The sequence below is a fragment of the Pantoea nemavictus genome, assembly GCF_037479095.1.
Lineage (GTDB): Bacteria > Pseudomonadota > Gammaproteobacteria > Enterobacterales > Enterobacteriaceae > Pantoea > Pantoea nemavictus.
Map to the genome: position 1 here is coordinate 672,998 of NZ_JBBGZW010000002.1, position 17,135 is coordinate 690,132.

The following is a 17,135-nucleotide window of genomic DNA, read 5'->3' on the forward strand; positions in this document are numbered from 1 at the left end:
TCTGATGTTAAGCAGAATTTATAACCAATCAATTTAAACGTTATTGCTTGCGAGAATGCGGCAGCTCTTATATTCAGGGAGGATAATGTGAAGCACATTACCAAGGGAATAAAGAATTCAAATTTCCAGCTGTGGTTAATATTGTTTGTATTGCTGTGTATTGGTGTAGCACTTTGCTTCATCATTAAAAATGACCCAACGCAATTGGGAATATCTCAGGATTCGCTCTGGCAGGAGCGACTATTCATTACCGCCCTGATGTGTACTGGCGGTTTGCTGCTATTTATTATCCTGTTGTTTATTACCACGCGAATTTTTGGTGCTCAGTCTTATCGGAAGATCAAAAACTATTCGAATGGGGATGATGCCAGCATTGCTGACACCGCCATAAAATCAGAATCGCCTCACATCACTGGCATCAGGCAACTCAAAAAGCACCTCCGCTCCCGCTACCGTCTTTTCTGGCGCTATAAAGTCCGCCTGCTGCTGGTTGTCGGTGATGATGCTGCCCGCGCTGCCCTGCTACCCGGCTTGCAGGAACAACAGTGGCTTGAAGGCTCGCGGACTGTGCTGATAGATGGTGGCAGTCTGAATGAGGAGCCTGATGCCGATAAATTCGCGGTGCTGCGTAAACTTCGCCGTGGCCGCCCGCTGGATGGCATCATTTACGTGCTTGAAAGCGGGCAGGAACTCACGCCGAAGCAAAGCGATCACGATCTGCGAGCACTTGAAGCGATTGGTGCATTACTGCGCTGGCAGCCGCCGGTGTGGTTGTGGCAGCTGTGTAGCAGCGACTGGTCGCAGACTGGAAGAACTGAACAGGCAATCGGGGCGACATTTCCACCGCGCGCGCAACCACAGGATATTAGTAGCCAGCTCAACGGTCTGCTGCTGCCGCTGCGTGAGCTGGGCATTACGCAGATTGCGAAGAACCCGTCCTGTGATTTTGCACTGCGTCTCGGAAATCGATTGGAGCTGGGCGGTAACAAGCGTTGGCAAACCCTGCTGACGCCATGGCTGCACGCTGCACAGCAACGCATTTTTCTGCGAGGCCTGATGTTCAGCCTGCCGGAAAGCAACATGGCAACAGCAGCATCCGGAAATGCGCTGCACCGTCATGCCCTGACGCTTCCGGCCAGCTGGCAGGGAATTGTGAATGACTGTACCTATTTGCGCGGCCGTCGCGTCGGCATGCCTTGGCAGCAAATGCTGGCCTGGTCGCTGATGAGCCTGATGCTGCTCGGCGGCGCGGGCATGCTGGCCTCCTCATTGTTCAACCGTCATGAGGTTGTCAGTGCGGCGGAGAAAGCACAGGTACTGGTGAATTCAACGAAGGTTGATGATGCGCAGCTGATTGCGCTGCATGGCCTGCGTAACGATCTCGGGCAGCAGCAGAACTGGCTGCAGCACGGTGCGCTCTGGTATCAGCGCTTCGGCATTAACCATACGCAGCAGCTGCATGATGCGCTGCTGCCGTGGTACGGCGTCGCGGCGCAGCGGCTGATCCACGAACCGGCGCGCATCGCGCTGGAAGATAAGCTGACTTATCTGGCCGGCCTGCCTGCCGCCAGCCCGCAGCGCGCCACGCTGGCGCAGCCGGGTTATAAGCAGTTAAAGGCCTGGCTGATGATGGCGCGCCCGGAGCGCGCTGAACCGGCGTTTTATGCTCAGACCATGGCGACCGTTCAGCCGGAATATCCCGGCATTTCAACATCGCTGTGGCAGACGCTGGCACCGGATTTATGGGCATTCTATGCCGCGTCGTTGCCGTCGCAGCCGGGCTGGCGCATCAAGCCCGATGCGTCGCTGCTGAGTCAGGCGCGTCAGGTACTGCTGCTGCAGACCGGCCAGCGCAACGCCGAGATGACGCTGTATCAGAACGTCCTGCGCGACGTGCGTCGCAACTATACCGATCTGACGCTGGAAGATATGACGCCGGGCACCGATATGCGCCGGCTGTTCAGCAGCGACGACAAAGTGCCCGGCGTATTTACGCGCCAGGCGTGGGAAGGCGGCGTGCGCCAGGAGATTGAGAAAGCGGCCAACACCCGGCGCGATGAAATCGACTGGGTGCTCAGTGACACCCGCAGCGCCGTGCCGCAGGAAATTTCCCCGGAAGCACTGAAGGCCCGGTTAACCCAACGCTATTTCAGTGACTTTGCCGCCAGCTGGCTCAACTTCCTCAACGGTATCCGGCTCAATCCGGCGCAGAACATTGCCGACGTCACGGACCAGCTGACGCTGATGAGCGACGTGCGTCAGTCGCCGCTGATTGCGCTGATGAACACGCTGGCGTGGCAGGGTCAGACCGGTCAGCAGCGCGAGGCGCTGTCCGACACGCTGATCAATTCGGCCAGAGACCTGATCGGCCAGAAAGACAAGCCGGTTATCAGCCAGAAGGCTACCGGACCTGAAGGTCCTCTGGATATGACCTTCGGCCCGCTGCTGGCGCTGACCGGCAAAAACAGCGGTTCGCAGCTGATGGCCGCCGACAGCAGCCTGACGCTGCAGACCTTTTTAACCCGCATCACGCGCGTGCGCCTGCGTCTGCAGCAGGTTGCCGCTGCACCGGATCCACAGGAGATGCTGCAAACCCTGGCGCAGACGGTGTTCCAGGGTAAAAGCGTCGATCTCACCGACACCCAGCAGTACGGCAGCCTGATGGCGGCGAGCCTCGGCGAAGAGTGGAGCGGATTCGGGCAGACGATGTTCGTGCAGCCGCTGACGCAGGCGTGGGAAACCATCCTGCAGCCATCGGCGGTGAGCCTGAATGCGCAGTGGCAGCGCTCCATCGTGGAAAACTGGCGCACTGCGTTTGACGGGCGCTATCCGTTTGCCGCCGGGCAAAGCGACGCATCACTGCCGATGCTGGCGGAGTTTATCCGCCGCGACGCCGGGCGCATCGACAGCTTCCTCAGCAGCCGTCTCGGTGGCGTGTTGCAAAAAGAGGGCAGCAGCTGGGTACCGGATGCGGCGCACAGCCAGGGATTGACCTTCAATCCTGCTTTCCTCAAGGCGGTAAATCAGCTGCGCGAGCTGTCTGATATCCTGTTTACCGACGGCACGCAGGGCATCAGCTTTGAATTGCAGGGCCGCGCTGCGCCAGACGTGGTGGAAACCCAGCTGATGCTCGACGGTCAGCTGCTGCGTTATTTCAATCAGATGGCGACGTGGCAGGCGATGCGCTGGCCGGGTGACAGCCTGAAACCGGGCACGCTGCTGACCTGGACCGGCGTGAAAAGCAGCGCACAGATATACGGCGATTATCCCGGCACCTGGGGCTTTATCCGCTGGCTGGAACAGGGTAAACGTGAGCGCCTCGATCGCAGTCGCTGGTTGCTGAGTTTCACCACGCCGGATAAACGCACCCTGACGTGGGTGCTGCGTACGCAGATGCGCGACGGCCCGCTGGCGCTGCTGCGCCTGCGCGGGTTTACGCTGCCGACGGAAATATTCAGCGTGGATGCGGCGAGTGCTTCAGAAGCGATGGCCCCGCGCGACGCCGTTACGGATGACGTTACTACCGACATGGATGGAGCAGAATAATGAGCGCAATGATCGAACTGGTGCACGCCTGCGGCGTGGATGAGTCCACGCTGAGAACCGATGCACAACAGCGCCGCAGCGACTGGGCGCGCTGGCTGGAACCGATCAGTCAAGCGTTGCCCGCCGGAGACGATCCGGCTTATGACGATCAGTTTATGCAGATCCGTGAAGAGGTGAATAAGCTTTCCGGCTTTGATACCGAGACCATCGCCCGCCTGTCGGAATCGCTGCTGACAACCGTGAGCAAGGACATCCGGGTGATTACCTTTTACGCGTGGGCGCGCCTGCATCAGGACGGCGAGCAGGGGCTGGCGGAAGGACTGGAACTGCTGGCAGCCGCGCTACACCAGTATGGTGACCAGCTTCATCCGCAGCGCAGCCGCAGTCGCCAGGGCGCGCTGGCCTGGCTCGGCAGCGCCAGAATGCTCGACAGCCTGACGCTGTGGCCCGAAGCCGATATCGTGCGGGTTTGTCGTATCAACGGCGCGCTGCTGCTGATTGAAGATGCGCTCAGCGAAGACGAGCGTAACGGACTTCAGCCGCTGTTGCGTGCGCTGGAGCTGCGGCTGGCGCAGAACGGCGGAGCCAGCGCCATGGTGCCGCTTAACAGCCCGGCGTATGCGGACGTGGATGATTCAGCCCTTGCCGCACTCGCGCCGGTCAACTCCGGCGAAACGCTGAAGGCGCAGGCAAAAGTGCTGGCAAACTACCTGCGCGAGCAGCCCGGCGGCTGGCTTTCGGCACATCATCTGATGAAAAGCGTGCGCTGGGATACCATCCTCAATCTTCCCGCGCTCGGACCCGGCGGCAATACGCGTTTGCCACCGCCGAAACCCGATCATCGTGCGCACCTCAAGCGCCTGTATCTGCAGCAAAGCTGGACGGAAATGCTGGAACTGACGGACTCGCTTTTTGCGCAGGCCATCAATCACGTGTGGTTCGATCTGCAGTGGTACGCCTGTGAAGCGCTGAATCGTCAGGAAAAGGGCGCGGCGCTGGCGAACATTGTGCAGCAGGATTTGCATGGGCTTCTATCAAGGCTGCCGGGACTGGAAACGCTCTGCTATTCAGACGGCACGCCGTTTGCCGATGAGGTGACCCGCAGCTGGATCGCGCAGAAAGTGATGGGCGATGTGCGATTAACAGAGAGCGACGCGCCGTTTGCCGGGCCAGGCAACGACATTCTGTCGCTGGAAAGTGAAGCGGTGGAAAAAGCGGAAGCGGAAAGCGTCGAGGCCGCACTCGCCTGGCTGCAAATGCGTCCGGGCACCAGCAATACGAAAGATCAGTGGCTGCTGCGCCTGCTTATGGCGCGAGTATGCGAGCAGTTTGGGAAGAGCGAAATGGCACTGCATCTGCTGGATGAACTTAACCAGCAGGCAGGTGCACTGACGCTTACACAGTGGGAACCGACGTTACTGTTCGAAGTGCGCGCCCGACGGCTGAAGCTGCTGCGTGCCCGGGCTGCGCGCAGTGAAAGTGAACGCTCGCGCATTCAGCCGGAAATGGACGCGCTGTTGTCCGGCCTTATCACGCTTGACCCGGTCAGGGCCGCCATCCTCTGCAGCTGACATCCGCCTTTCAACTTTCTGTCGCCTGATTCTCACCGGCGGCACATCACTTAGTGAATACCATGGACGACTTAACCCTGCGTTATTACGACGCTGAAATGCGCTACCTGCAGGAAGCGGGCGAAGAGTTCGCTCGCGCACACCCTGAACAGGCGGCGATGCTCAATCTCGACAAAGCCGGCGCCCGCGACCCTTACGTTGAACGACTGTTCGAAGGCTTTGCCTTTATGGTCGGCCGGCTGCGGGAAAAGCTCGATGATGACCTGCCGGAACTGACCGAAGGTCTGGTGAGCCTGTTGTGGCCACACTACTTGCGCACCATTCCGTCGATGTCGGTGGTGGAGTTCACGCCCGACTGGCGTGAAATGAAGGAGCCGATGCGGCTGGCGCGCGGTTTTGAGGTGATTTCGCGTCCGGTGGGTGAGAAAGGTACGCGCTGTCGCTACACCACCACCCGCGACGTAACGGTTTTGCCGCTGGCGCTGGAATCGACGGTGCTGTCAACCGATGCCACCGGACGCTCAGTGATCCGCCTGCGCTTTAACGGTAGCGCGCTGGCCGACTGGAGCCGCATTGATGTCAGCCACATTCCGCTCTATCTCAACGCGGATGCGCCACTGGCCTGCGCGCTGCACGAAGCATTAACGCTCAACGTCGCCAGCATGGCACTGCGTCTGCCTGGCGAACCCGACAGCCGCCGCTTTGACGGGCACTTCAGCGCGCAGGGCTTCAGCGAGGAAGATCGGCTGTGGCCGGGCGATGAGGGCAGCTTTAGCGGCTATCAGCTGCTGCTGGAATACTTCACCTTCCGCGAGAAGTTTATGGCGGTGAATCTGCGCGGACTGGAGCAGGTGGCGCTGCCTGCCTCTCTGCCGTGGTTTGAACTCGATGTGGTGCTGGCCCAGCGCTGGGAGCATGATTTCCAGTTCAGCGAAAAGCATCTGCGCCTCAACGCCGTGCCGGTGATTAATCTTTTCGCGATGGAATCTGATCCGCTGATGATCAACGGATTACAGACCGAATATATGCTGCGCCCGATGCGCGTTCAGGACGGACACACCGAAATTTACTCGGTGGATTCAGTGATTTCCTCGAAAGGTCTGCCGTACGTACCGTTCAGCAGCTTCCGCCATAAAGGCGGCATGCTGCGTCACGAAGCGCCGGAACATTACTATCACACGCGCGTGCGGCGCGGCCCGTCCGGGCTGCATGAAACCTGGATGATCCTCGGCGGCGAAGCCTTTGATAATCACAGCCAGCCGGAAAACGAAAGCCTGTCGGTGAGCGTCACCGGCACCAACGGCCAGCTGCCGCGACGCGCGTTGCAGAGCACGTTGCTGGATACCGCCGTCAGCAGTACCGACGTGGCGATGCAGGTGCGCAACCTGTGTGCGCCAACGCTGCCGTGTTATCCGCCCAATCGCGACCGTTTTCACTGGCGCGTGCTAAGCCATCTCGGCTCAAGTTTTCTGTGGATGATGGATAACGCCGAAGTGCTGCGCGGCACGCTGGCGCTGTATGACTGGACGAACAGCGAAATGAATCGCCGTCGTCTGGAAGCGATACTGCACGTTTGCCATAAAGAGACCGAACGCTTTGAGCAGGGCTATTTGCTGCGCGGCGTGCAGATTGAAATCACCCTCGACAGCAGCGGCTTTGCCGGCAGCGGCGATATCTGCCTGTTTGGCGAAATGCTCAGCCGCTTCTTCGCGTTGTATACCGATATCCACCTGTTTAACCGTCTGATTTTAATCCTGCAGCCAACCGGAGAGCGCCTCGAATGGGAAGAGAAGCACAATCGCCGCATTTCCGGCTGACACCACGGCTGGAGCAGGAGCTGACGCGGCTGAACTTTTACCGCTTCTGTCAGCTGATAGAGCATCAACACAAAGATAAGCCGCCGCTGGGCAGCACTAACAAACCGGAAAACGACGCGGTGCGGCTGCTGCCGCATCCCGGCATGGGTTTTCCGGCTGGCGAGCTGAAAGCGGTTGAATACCCTGAAACCGATGCCGCCGCGCCGCCGGTGGTACGCACCACGTTTTTGGGTTTATACGGCGTGGATTCGCCGCTGCCCGGCAGCTATATCGATGACATCACCCAGCGCGATGAAGGGCATGAAGCGCTGCAGGGTTTTCTCGATATTTTCAATCATCGCATCCTGACGCAGTTTTATCGCATCTGGCGCAAATACTCGTATCCGGCAACTTTTGAAGCGGGCGGCAGCGATAAGACCTCGCAGTCGCTGCTCGGGCTGGTGGGGCTGGGTATTCCGGGCACCGGCAGGCATATCGCCACGCCGGTTTCGCGCTTTCTGGCGCTACTCGGCGTCATGCGCCAGCCGGGCAGAACGGAAGAGGGCATTCGCGCGCTGGTGCGTTTACTGGCGCCTGGCACCTCGGTTCGCGTGCAGCCGCACTGTCTGCGCCCGGTGCCGGTAAGCCATCCGCTGGAATGCGAGTTCGTACTCGACGGCAATGCGCCGCTCGGCGATGAAGCGATGGATGCTAACAGCCAGCTACTGATTGAACTGCAGACCGCCTGCCCGGATGAGGCTCATCGCTGGCTGCCGGATGGCCAGCTGTATCAGGACTTTCTGGTGATGCTGCGCGTCTATCTTGGCTGGCGCTATCGCGCGCGCATCCGGCTGTGTCTTGATACCCAACTGCTGGCCCCGCCGGAACTGGGCGATGCGCCGTTCTGGCTCGGCATGACCGGCGTGCTCGGCGCGGACCACGGGTGCAGCGATATCCCCCAAACCTTTACCACTGAACTGGGCTGCTATGCAGGCATGAGCCCGGTCAAACCCTGCGAGGAGCAGCGACGTGTCAGTTACCACTTTGATTAACATTATGATGTGCAGCGCACTGTTACTGCTTGGCGGCTGCGGTTTGCAGCAGAAAGTCACTGAGGGATCCGTCGCGGCGTTTGACGCGATTTTCTACAAGCAGATTAAAACCCTGCACCTTGATTTCAGCGCGCGTGAAAGCCTCAACAGCGACAGCCGCGAGCATAATCCGCTGTCGCAGCCGGTGATGGTGCGCGTGTTCCAGCTCAGCGAGCGTAAGGCGTTCGACGGCGCGGTATATCAGCAACTGACCGGCGATGCAGCGAACGTGCTCAAGTCAGAACTCCTCGCCGATCGTGACGTGGTGCTGACGCCGGGCGGCGACGTGTCGCTGAATATGCCGATGGAAAAAGAAGCAAAATTTGTCGCGGTAGTCGCACTGTTCCAGCAGCCGGATATGACGAAAAACAGCTGGCGGCTGGTGCTGGAGCGCAACGATTTGGATCCGGATAAAGCACGCGTGATTGAGTTAAGCAGCAACAGCCTGCGCCTGATCAGCGAGGCAAAACCATGAGTGGCGGCAATCATCAACCTTCGCTGTATGAGCTGCTGAAAGGCAGCTTTTCTGGTGGTCTTGAGCTGGATCGCGTGAAGGAGCAGGATCAGGTGATCCTCTCCGTGCTCGATAACATGCAGCGCATCCTCAATACCCGCGCCGGATCGCTATCGCATATCCCCGATTACGGCCTGCCCGATATGACGCGCATCCTGCAGGGCATGCCCGGCACCGCGCATCAACTGCTGTATACGCTCTCTGCGGTGCTGCTGAAATACGAGCCGCGCCTGAAGCGCCTTGACGTGGTGTTGCTGGAACAGAATATGCCCGGCGAGCTGCGTTATGCCATTGATGCCGAACTTAAAGAGATCGGGCTGGTTCGCTTCGGCACCGAATTTATGCCGGAAGGCCGCATGATGATCCGCCATATGAAACAGCAGCACTATCTGGATGCCCGTGCACCCCTTTGAGCCATCACCGAATACAGCAATGACTTCATCTCAACATCACTATCTAACGACCGGCGTAGAGCCCTGCTCATGGCATGCAGCCTGGATTGCTGTAATGCTAAAATCTTACCTTCACCATCCATAGCAAGATCCACTGATAATTATGGTCAATCCAGGTAGACTTCTGAAAACCATAGCAATCCAGGGAAAGTCATTGAATCCCTATACGGCGCGGGTTACAACGTTTGACTTAACTCGTTAAGAGCTGACCTCCTCGCTATGCGCAATGGAGGTTTTTTTGACTGCAGAGCGATGGAAATTTATGCCTCACACTTACCGACCATGGATGAAAAGGTATTGGCTGGTCTGGCTGTTGTTAACGTTGATCACCTTGATCGCACTGTTCGCCGATCAAATTTTGCAGCAACAGCGCGCGGGCGAAGCGCATTTCAACCAACAGTTTAATCGACTCGCGGCCTATCAAACGCAGAATGAAACGCTGTTGCCGTTACTGACCGGTGACGAAGATCTTGCCTTGTTACAGTCGAAATTTCCGCAGCTGGTTTTGATCGAACACACGGTGAATCGTGCGTTAACAGCGCCGCGTTTTGAAGAGGTCAGCGGCGGTCAATACTGGCTTTACAATCCCTATCGTCAGATACGCATGCTGGTGGATTTGCATTTTGCGCTGCAAACCTCGGACGTGGCGCTGGCACTGGCCTTTCATATTCATGCGCCAACGGCGATTCAGACGCCAAACTATGATGCAAATGCCCGCTGGCAATGGCAGCGACCGTTCATTAATCACTATCAACCGTTTTTACTCAAAGGCAGCGCTAATCCTGATCTGCGCGCGCTGCATGCGCTGCCGTTTATGTTGGCGCTGCTATTGTGGCTGGTGATCGGCGGACTCGGCTGGTGGCTGCTGCGCCACTGGCGCCAGCACATAGAGATGCGATTGCGCGCCGACTATTTTCAGCGCACGCGTCGCGAAGCCTTGGGCGAGTTCACCGCGGGCATTATCCATGAAATTAACCAGCCGCTGACCGCGATCAACACCTGGCTGCACAGCAGCCAACTGCTGCTGAAACAGGGCAAACACGAGAATCTGCCGCAAGCGCTCAATGCTATGAGTCTGCAAACCGAGCGCCTTGCAGGATTGCTGCAACGTTTTCGCGACATCGTCAGTGAACGTCCGGTGGCAATGACTGCCGTTAACCCCGAAGCGGTATGGCGGCGCGTGACGCTCCTGCTGCAGCAGGAGCTGGATGATGGTGATGTGGCGTTGCGCCAGCAGTTTCAGCATGGTCAGGCCAAGGTGCTCAGCGATCCCCAGTGGCTGGAGCAGGTGTTTCATAACCTGCTGCAAAACGCGATTCACATGCAGCAGGGACGCCCGGATGCGTGGGTGAAAATTGCATCGGAACAGGTTCCGCAAGGTATCAAAATCATCATCAGCGATAACGGCCCGGGTTTCTCTGCGGAAGGATTAGCGCAGGCCTGTATGCCGTTTTATAGCTCGCGCGCCAACAGCATGGGATTAGGCATGACGCTGGTCGAGAGTTTGATGTTACGTATGAATGGCCAGCTTAGGCTGGGGAATCGCGCTGAGGGCGGCGCGGAAATCACCTTAATTTTCCAACTGGCGGAGTAAAGGAATGGGCGCGAAGGTTTGGTTAGTGGACGATGATTTATCGGTACGGGAATCGCTCGGTTTTCTGCTGAAAACACTGGAATACGACGTGGCAGATTTTGCTGATTTGGCCTCGTTTGAAGCGGCCACTCAAGCGCTGGAGCCGCTGCGCGGCTGTTTGCTGTTGGATGTGCGCATGCCGGGCATTAGCGGTCTGAGCTGGCTGGCGGAGCAGGGCGATCGTCATCCGCTGCTGCCGGTGATCATTATGACTGGCCACGGCACCATTGAAGCCTGCCGTCGCGCGTTTCGTCAGGGCGCGTTTGAGTTCTTCACCAAGCCGCTGGATATTGAACCGCTGCTGGAAACCATTCACCAGGCGATAAACGAAAGTGAGCAGCGTGCGCAACGCTGGCAATCGCAACAGGGTTTGCAGGCGCGTTTTGCCCTGCTATCCGCGCGCGAAAGTGAAGTGATGCAGTTGATGATTGCCGGGCAAACCAGCAAAGAGATCGCGCGGGATTTATCGCTGTCACCGCGCACCGTTGAAGCGCACCGGGCCGCGGTGTTTGCCAAGCTTGAGCTGAGTAATCTCGCCCAGCTGATTCACGCCTGGCAGCAGCTGAACCAGGTATAACTACCAGGTCGAACGCGTAATCGCCCGAATATTTCTTTCCCGCTCTGCACCGTAAAGTGTCACTCATCAACTACTCAGGAGTGACCCATGAACATTCGCCTTTCTCTGATTGCCGCTGCGGCGGCCTTTATTTCCTTCGGTAGCCACGCGGCATTAACCGCATCCAACCTTTCGCTGGAAGATGCACAGAAGCTGGCAAGCGCCGCGATTCAGTCGTGCGCAGCGAAAAACTATAACGTTACCGTGACCGTCGTGGATCGCGCTGGTCTGGTTAAAGCCGTGCAGCGCATGGATAACGCCGGTCCGCATACCGTCGAAGCCAGTCAGATGAAAGCTTACACCGCGCTGAGCACCAAAAACCCAAGCGGTAAAGTGATGGAAGCGGCGCAGAACAATGCCGGTGCGCAGAATATGCGTGATATTCCAGGCTTCCTGCTGCTGGCTGGCGGTGTGCCAGTGAAAAGCGGCGATCAGGTGATTGGCGCGATTGGTATCGGCGGTGCGCCGGGCGGTAATCTGGATGAAGCCTGTGCGATGGATGCGCTGAAAGCGATTCAGTAATCGTTTTGCGTAAGGTGCGCATGGATGCGCACCTGGTCGCCATCAATGACGACCTTACACGCGTCGTGACAGCGCAAAGCTGATCAACGGCACCGGCAAAGTAAACAGCAGCAGCAGCCACAGCAGTACATAAACCGCATCAATACCGTTGTTTTGCAGGTTGTTATACAGCTGAACCGGCATGCCTTGGGGGAAATAAGCAAAGATCATCACGATGCCAAATTCGCCCATTGCTCGCGCCCATGCTAATGCGCTAGCGGAGGCCAATCCCGGCGCGGCCAGCGGTATCGACAAACGCCAGAAACGTTGCCACGCAGAAGCGCCAAGCGTGCGACCCGCTTCCAGAATATCCTGCGGTACGCCGGCAAACGCGGAACGTGCGGTGGTGACGAAGTAGGGCAGCGCGCCATACCATTGCGCGAGAATAAACGCGGCAGGATTGTTAACCAGCGTCCAGCCAAACCTCCCCAACAGCTCACCTGGCAAACTGTAAGGGCCGTAAGCGCTGACCAGCAAAATGCCCATTGCCAGCGGCGGCGTCAGCAGCGGAATCATCACCAGCAATTCAACGATCAATCGCGCACGACCGCGTGCCTGCGACAACCACCACGCCACCGGCAATCCACTGACAAAAATCAGTATCAGCGCGACAGCACCCAGGCCAAGCGAGGTCGCGATGGCATTGCCATCGCCCCACGCCAGCTGCAGATGCTGCCAGTGCGTAACGCCAATCAACGTGATAAAGGGCACCGCCAACAGCAGCAGTGCCGGCAGTGACAGCCACAGCGCAGTGGCGTGACGGGTTTTCATTACGGGTAGAGGGAACCGCCTTTCGGCGCGGCATAACCATTCTGTTTAAACAGCGCCTGGCCCGGCTGGCTCAGCATAAAATCCACAAAGGCTTGACCTGCAGCCGCGCCGTGTGGGGCATTTTTCAGCACCGCGGCGTAGTAAACCAGCGGCTGGGTGTGCAGCACTTTGTCTTTGCCTGCGCTGTCTTTCACATTGAAACTCACCGTGTCGTACCACTGTTTCGCCATCGCCGGATTACTCAGATTAATCTCGTCGGGCAGCGCCACGTAGGGCAGGTGTGCGGAGATCACCTCGCTCTCATACCCCGCCGCAGCATCCACCTGGCCGCTCTCCAGACGCGTCAGCAGGCCGCCTTCCAGATGGGTTTGCGCCGGGTTTTGATAGCCGCCCATGATTTTATCGGCGATGCCTGGCTGCTGATAATATTTCTCAGCCAGCAGCAGGGTAAAGATGATGTTCTGACCTTTGGGATCGTTGATCGGATCGGTGCGACCAAATTTAATGCCCGGCGTTGCCAATACCTTCAGCCAGCTGGCATCACTGCCTTTGGCCTGCGCGAACTGCTGCGCGTATTTGCCTTTCGGGCTATAGGCCACCACCATGCTGGTGCTCGCCACTGGAATCGCGTCATCAATCAATCCCGCATCCTTCAGGATTTGCATCGGCCCCGGCGTAATCGAGACAAACACATCAGCGGTGATTTTCTTGCTCGCCAGCAAACGTGCCATGCCATAGGCGCCCTGACCCTGGCCTTCATAGTTGCCGTTGTTTTGTTTAGCGAAAGCTGGACCTAAAGATTGATCCATCACTTTACCCATCGAACCGGCATAAGTGACGCGGATATCGGTATTGGCTTGTGCATGCAGCGTTAAGCCCGCGCCGACGGTAAGCAGCAGCGCGCTGAGGTGAGTAAATCGCATTCCCTTTCTCGCTATATAATTAGGTAGATAGCGATTATCGGAATTGGTGCAGACAGTGCAAGCGAAAATCTATTGCGAAATCATACCAAAGGCCCGTCGCAACGGGCCGAAGCGGCTAAGCGAGGATGCGCTTTGCCCAGGATTCGATGTCGTCACCGCTGCCAATATCCAGCTGCACCAAACCGTTGGTGATGAAAGTCGGCGACACATGAATGCCATTTTGACGCGAATATTTACTGTGCCATTTAATCTCGTTCTGCAACTCGGCGCGCAGGAAAGGCTCGCGAGCGTTTACGCCGCTGTATTTCTCCAGACGATCGAGTATCTGATTGGGCGTGGCATCCATATTTGGACCGTGGCTGTGATCGGTAAACTCGAACTCTTCACGATGATCGGCGACCGCCTGCAGCACCTTTTTAGCGGCCGCTTTGCCCTCAGGCAAAGTGGAAGCGGCAAGGATGTAACGCACAATCACGCCGGAATACATGTGCCATGGCTGCGATTGCAGACGAATCTTCAGCGTCATCTTCTCTTCTCCCACTAACTGCAGCAGCGCATCCAGTTTATTGAATGCGCGTACCGAGAACGGGCAGGTCGGCTCCAGAAACACTTCAAACACCTTCGGGCCGTGGCCCCAAACCAGCGGGTCGGCATGTAATGCGGCGGATTGGTTCATTGTTATTCCCTGTAGAAAATGGAGTTGAACGGATAACGCTGCCTTACTTTGGCAAAGCGCTGCGCCGACAGCCAGTGCAGGCTTGTGCTTTTTTGTTACAAGGCCATTCGGCTGGCGAAAATGTGCTGAAATAAAAATCGTTTTATAGATCCGCGAGCTACAAGAAAGTCAGTCCGCAGCGCCTTTGTGCAGAAAATAAGCGGCTATAGTTAGTTCTGTTTCAATTTTATTTCTTGCAGCATTTTTGATTCATTTGCCTGGAGCCAAACGTTAAGCATCGAGGTTCAATGTGTTTGCCAATCTCTCCTGGAAAATCATCCATCATGTTCTCAATGAAACCATTGCAGAACTTATGGATGAGCAACAAACGCTGGACGTCCCCACACTGCGCGAGCGGCTGCTGGAGATGGCTGAAAGCGAAACAGATGAATTAATGGTGCTCTGTTACTGGCAAGCGAGCAAAGTGCTGATGCGCTTACCGCCCACGGTCACCGCCAGCCAACTGATAGAAGAAGCGCGCGTGGCGTACCGCTCGCCGCTTAATCACGATCCTCTTTAACCCTGGATGCTTTTCCCCTGTCTATTCGCGGCAAAGTGACTAAGTGGCGGATTTATGGTCATGAGCGGTAAACACGCTCTGCTAGACTTGCCCTGTCAAAAACGTAGATACAGAGGACAGTAATGAAAATCAAAAGTTATGCCGCCTTGAATGCGGGTGAAGCGCTGGTGCCTTACGAGTATGAGGCAGGTGAACTGGCTGCGGAAGAGGTGCAGGTTGAGGTCGATTACTGCGGAGTGTGCCACTCAGATCTATCGATGATTGATAACGAATGGGGCATCTCCTCCTTTCCGGTGATTGCCGGCCATGAAGTGATTGGTCGTATCAGCGCGTTAGGTGCTGCAGCGCAGACCAAAGGGTTGAAAGTCGGCCAGCGTGTGGGCATCGGCTGGACGGCAAAAAGCTGTCAGCACTGTAATGCCTGCATCAACGGCGAACACGTCAACTGTGAAAATGGTTCCGTGCCCACCATCATGAACAAGGGCGGTTTTGCCAGCCATCTGCGTGCCGACTGGCAATGGGTGATCCCGCTGCCAGAAGCGATGGATTACACCTCAGCAGGCCCGCTGCTGTGCGGCGGCATCACCGTGTTTAAACCACTGTTGATGCATCATGTCACCGCCACCAGCCGCGTCGGCGTGATTGGCATTGGTGGCTTAGGCCACATGGCGATCAAACTGCTGCGCGCGATGGGTGCCGAAGTGACGGCGTTCAGCTCCAACGCCAGCAAAACCGAGTCAATTAAAGCGATGGGTGCCGATCGTGTGGTGAATAGCCGCGATCCGCAGGCGCTGAATGCACTGGCCGGACAATTTGATCTGATTATCAGCACGGTCGCGGTCGATCTTGACTGGCAGCCGTACTTCCAGGCGTTGGCGCCGCATGGCAAGTTCCACACCGTTGGCGCGGTGATGAAACCGTTCGAAGTACCCGCGTTTAGCCTGATTATGGGCGATCGTGCGGTGACCGGTTCATCCACCGGTTCGCCAGGCCAGCTGCGTTCACTGATGAAACTGGCATCGCGTGCGGATATCGCGCCGCAGGTTGAAGAGTTCCCGATGTCAAAAATCAATGAAGCGCTGGATCACGTGCGCGCGGGTAAAGCCAATTACCGCGTGGTTCTGAAAGCTGATTTCTAACCTCAGATGACCAGGTCGGCATGAATGCCGACCTCAGGTCGCAAGGTGCGCACGCCTGCGCACCGTTTTACTGCACTCACCTCCCTTCAAACAGCATCCACCCTCTTAATCAACTGATTATTCGGCACAATATTACGTGGTGCTTTGATAAACTGCTGCCAGCAAACCCAACATTGAGGACAGCAATGAAGATTTCCAGCTATGCCGCTCTGCAGGCGGGTGAGGCGCTGGTGCCTTACGAATATGATGCCGGTCCACTGGCCGCGGAAGATGTGCAGGTTGAGGTGGATTATTGCGGCGTCTGCCACTCCGATTTGTCGATGATTGATAACGAATGGGGCGGTTCGCGCTATCCCTTGATCGCTGGCCACGAAGTGATTGGTCGCGTCGTGGCGTTGGGTGATGCGGCGCACAATAAAGGGCTGAAATTAGGCCAACGCGTGGGTATCGGCTGGACGGCGAAAAGCTGTCAGCACTGCGATGCCTGCATTGAAGGCGATCAGGTGAACTGCGAAAACGGTAAAACCTCGACCATTAATAATCACGGCGGTTTTGCCAGCCATCTGCGTGCCAACTGGCAATGGGTGATTCCGCTACCGGAGGCGCTGGATATCGCCACTGCCGGCCCTTTACTGTGCGGCGGTATCACCGTGTTCAAACCGCTATTGATGCACAACATTTCCGCCACCAGTCGCGTTGGTGTGATTGGCATCGGTGGACTGGGGCATATGGCGATCAAATTGCTACGCGCCATGGGCGCTCAGGTTACTGCGTTCAGCTCCTCAGCGACGAAAACCGATTCGATCAAGGCGATGGGCGCCGATCGGGTGGTAAACAGTCGTGATCCGCAGGCGTTAAGCGCATTGGCTGGGCAGTTTGACCTGATTATTAGCACCGTGGCGGTGGATTTGGACTGGAGGCCCTATTATCAGGCGCTGGCACGCAAAGGCGCGTTTCACACTGTCGGCGCGGTGATGAAGCCATTTGAAGTGCCGGCATTCAGTTTGATTGTGGGCGATCGGGCGTTAACGGGTTCGTCTACCGGTTCGCCGGGACAACTGCGTGCGTTATTGAAACTGGCATCGCGCACTGATATTGCGCCACAGGTGGAGGCGTTTCCGATGTCGCAGGTGAATGCCGCACTGGATCACGTGCGCGCGGGTAAAGCGCATTATCGTGTGGTGTTGAAAGCGGATTTTTAAACGCGTATTAGCACATACCGTAGCGGCGCGATTTATCGCGCAATAAATTGCGCCGCTACAACTTAGTGCATTGATAAAGAAAAAG

The 17,135-nt window shown here is 57.2% G+C and carries 15 protein-coding genes; 12 read left to right on the forward strand and 3 right to left on the reverse strand.

The window, feature by feature from the left end; all coding sequences use genetic code 11:
* The first annotated feature begins 87 nt into the window (after positions 1-87).
* The 9 genes from WH298_RS22730 (at position 88) to WH298_RS22770 (ending at position 11,741) form a co-directional block, all read left to right on the forward strand.
* Positions 88-3,546: an ImcF-related family protein gene (locus tag WH298_RS22730; protein ID WP_180824162.1), complete on the forward strand. Its 3,459-nt coding sequence runs from the start codon at positions 88-90 to the stop codon at positions 3,544-3,546.
* Complete coding sequence (gene tssA / locus WH298_RS22735; protein WP_180824163.1) at positions 3,546-5,117, forward strand: type VI secretion system protein TssA; 1,572 nt, start codon at positions 3,546-3,548, stop codon at positions 5,115-5,117. The genes WH298_RS22730 and tssA overlap by 1 nt, the downstream gene beginning before the upstream one ends.
* Positions 5,118-5,179: 62 nt before the next feature.
* Positions 5,180-6,934, forward strand: a complete 1,755-nt coding sequence (gene tssF / locus WH298_RS22740; RefSeq protein ID WP_180824164.1) for a type VI secretion system baseplate subunit TssF — start codon at positions 5,180-5,182, stop codon at positions 6,932-6,934.
* On the forward strand, positions 6,898-7,965 hold the full coding sequence (gene tssG, locus WH298_RS22745; RefSeq protein ID WP_180824165.1) for a type VI secretion system baseplate subunit TssG: 1,068 nt from the start codon (positions 6,898-6,900) through the stop codon (positions 7,963-7,965). Before tssF ends, tssG begins: the two co-directional genes overlap by 37 nt.
* On the forward strand, positions 7,943-8,479 hold the full coding sequence (gene tssJ, locus WH298_RS22750) for a type VI secretion system lipoprotein TssJ (protein ID WP_180824166.1): 537 nt from the start codon (positions 7,943-7,945) through the stop codon (positions 8,477-8,479). Before tssG ends, tssJ begins: the two co-directional genes overlap by 23 nt.
* Positions 8,476-8,931, forward strand: coding sequence for a type VI secretion system baseplate subunit TssE (gene tssE / locus WH298_RS22755; RefSeq protein ID WP_180824167.1), 456 nt, complete (start codon positions 8,476-8,478; stop codon positions 8,929-8,931). The genes tssJ and tssE overlap by 4 nt, the downstream gene beginning before the upstream one ends.
* Positions 8,932-9,256: 325 nt before the next feature.
* Positions 9,257-10,564 (forward strand): sensor histidine kinase, encoded by a 1,308-nt coding sequence (locus tag WH298_RS22760; protein ID WP_238344511.1) that lies wholly within the window; start codon positions 9,257-9,259, stop codon positions 10,562-10,564.
* A 4-nt stretch (positions 10,565-10,568) separates the two neighbouring features.
* Positions 10,569-11,180, forward strand: a complete 612-nt coding sequence (locus tag WH298_RS22765; protein ID WP_007889789.1) for a response regulator transcription factor — start codon at positions 10,569-10,571, stop codon at positions 11,178-11,180.
* A gap of 87 nt (positions 11,181-11,267) precedes the next feature.
* Complete coding sequence (locus tag WH298_RS22770) at positions 11,268-11,741, forward strand: GlcG/HbpS family heme-binding protein (protein ID WP_049853067.1); 474 nt, start codon at positions 11,268-11,270, stop codon at positions 11,739-11,741.
* A 54-nt stretch (positions 11,742-11,795) separates the two neighbouring features.
* Here WH298_RS22770 and WH298_RS22775 read toward each other — a convergent pair whose 3' ends face one another.
* The 3 genes from WH298_RS22775 to WH298_RS22785 form a co-directional block, all read right to left on the reverse strand.
* Complete coding sequence (locus WH298_RS22775; RefSeq protein WP_180824169.1) at positions 11,796-12,551, reverse strand: molybdate ABC transporter permease subunit; 756 nt, start codon at positions 12,549-12,551, stop codon at positions 11,796-11,798.
* The gene (locus WH298_RS22780) at positions 12,551-13,474 is read right to left on the reverse strand and encodes an extracellular solute-binding protein (protein WP_180824170.1); all 924 of its coding nucleotides are present in this window, start codon (positions 13,472-13,474) and stop codon (positions 12,551-12,553) included. Before WH298_RS22780 ends, WH298_RS22775 begins: the two co-directional genes overlap by 1 nt.
* A 115-nt stretch (positions 13,475-13,589) precedes the next feature.
* Positions 13,590-14,150: a hypothetical protein gene (locus tag WH298_RS22785; protein ID WP_049853064.1), complete on the reverse strand. Its 561-nt coding sequence runs from the start codon at positions 14,148-14,150 to the stop codon at positions 13,590-13,592.
* Between the two features lie 289 nt (positions 14,151-14,439).
* Here WH298_RS22785 and WH298_RS22790 point away from each other — a divergent pair, with 289 nt between their 5' ends.
* The 3 genes from WH298_RS22790 (at position 14,440) to ahr (WH298_RS22800) (ending at position 17,050) form a co-directional block, all read left to right on the forward strand.
* Positions 14,440-14,709, forward strand: a complete 270-nt coding sequence (locus WH298_RS22790) for a hypothetical protein (protein ID WP_180824171.1) — start codon at positions 14,440-14,442, stop codon at positions 14,707-14,709.
* 122 nt (positions 14,710-14,831) lie between these two features.
* Positions 14,832-15,848: an NADPH-dependent aldehyde reductase Ahr gene (ahr, locus tag WH298_RS22795; protein WP_007889780.1), complete on the forward strand. Its 1,017-nt coding sequence runs from the start codon at positions 14,832-14,834 to the stop codon at positions 15,846-15,848.
* Positions 15,849-16,033: 185 nt separating this feature from the next.
* Positions 16,034-17,050: an NADPH-dependent aldehyde reductase Ahr gene (gene ahr, locus WH298_RS22800; protein ID WP_180824172.1), complete on the forward strand. Its 1,017-nt coding sequence runs from the start codon at positions 16,034-16,036 to the stop codon at positions 17,048-17,050.
* The last annotated feature ends 85 nt before the right edge of the window (positions 17,051-17,135 follow it).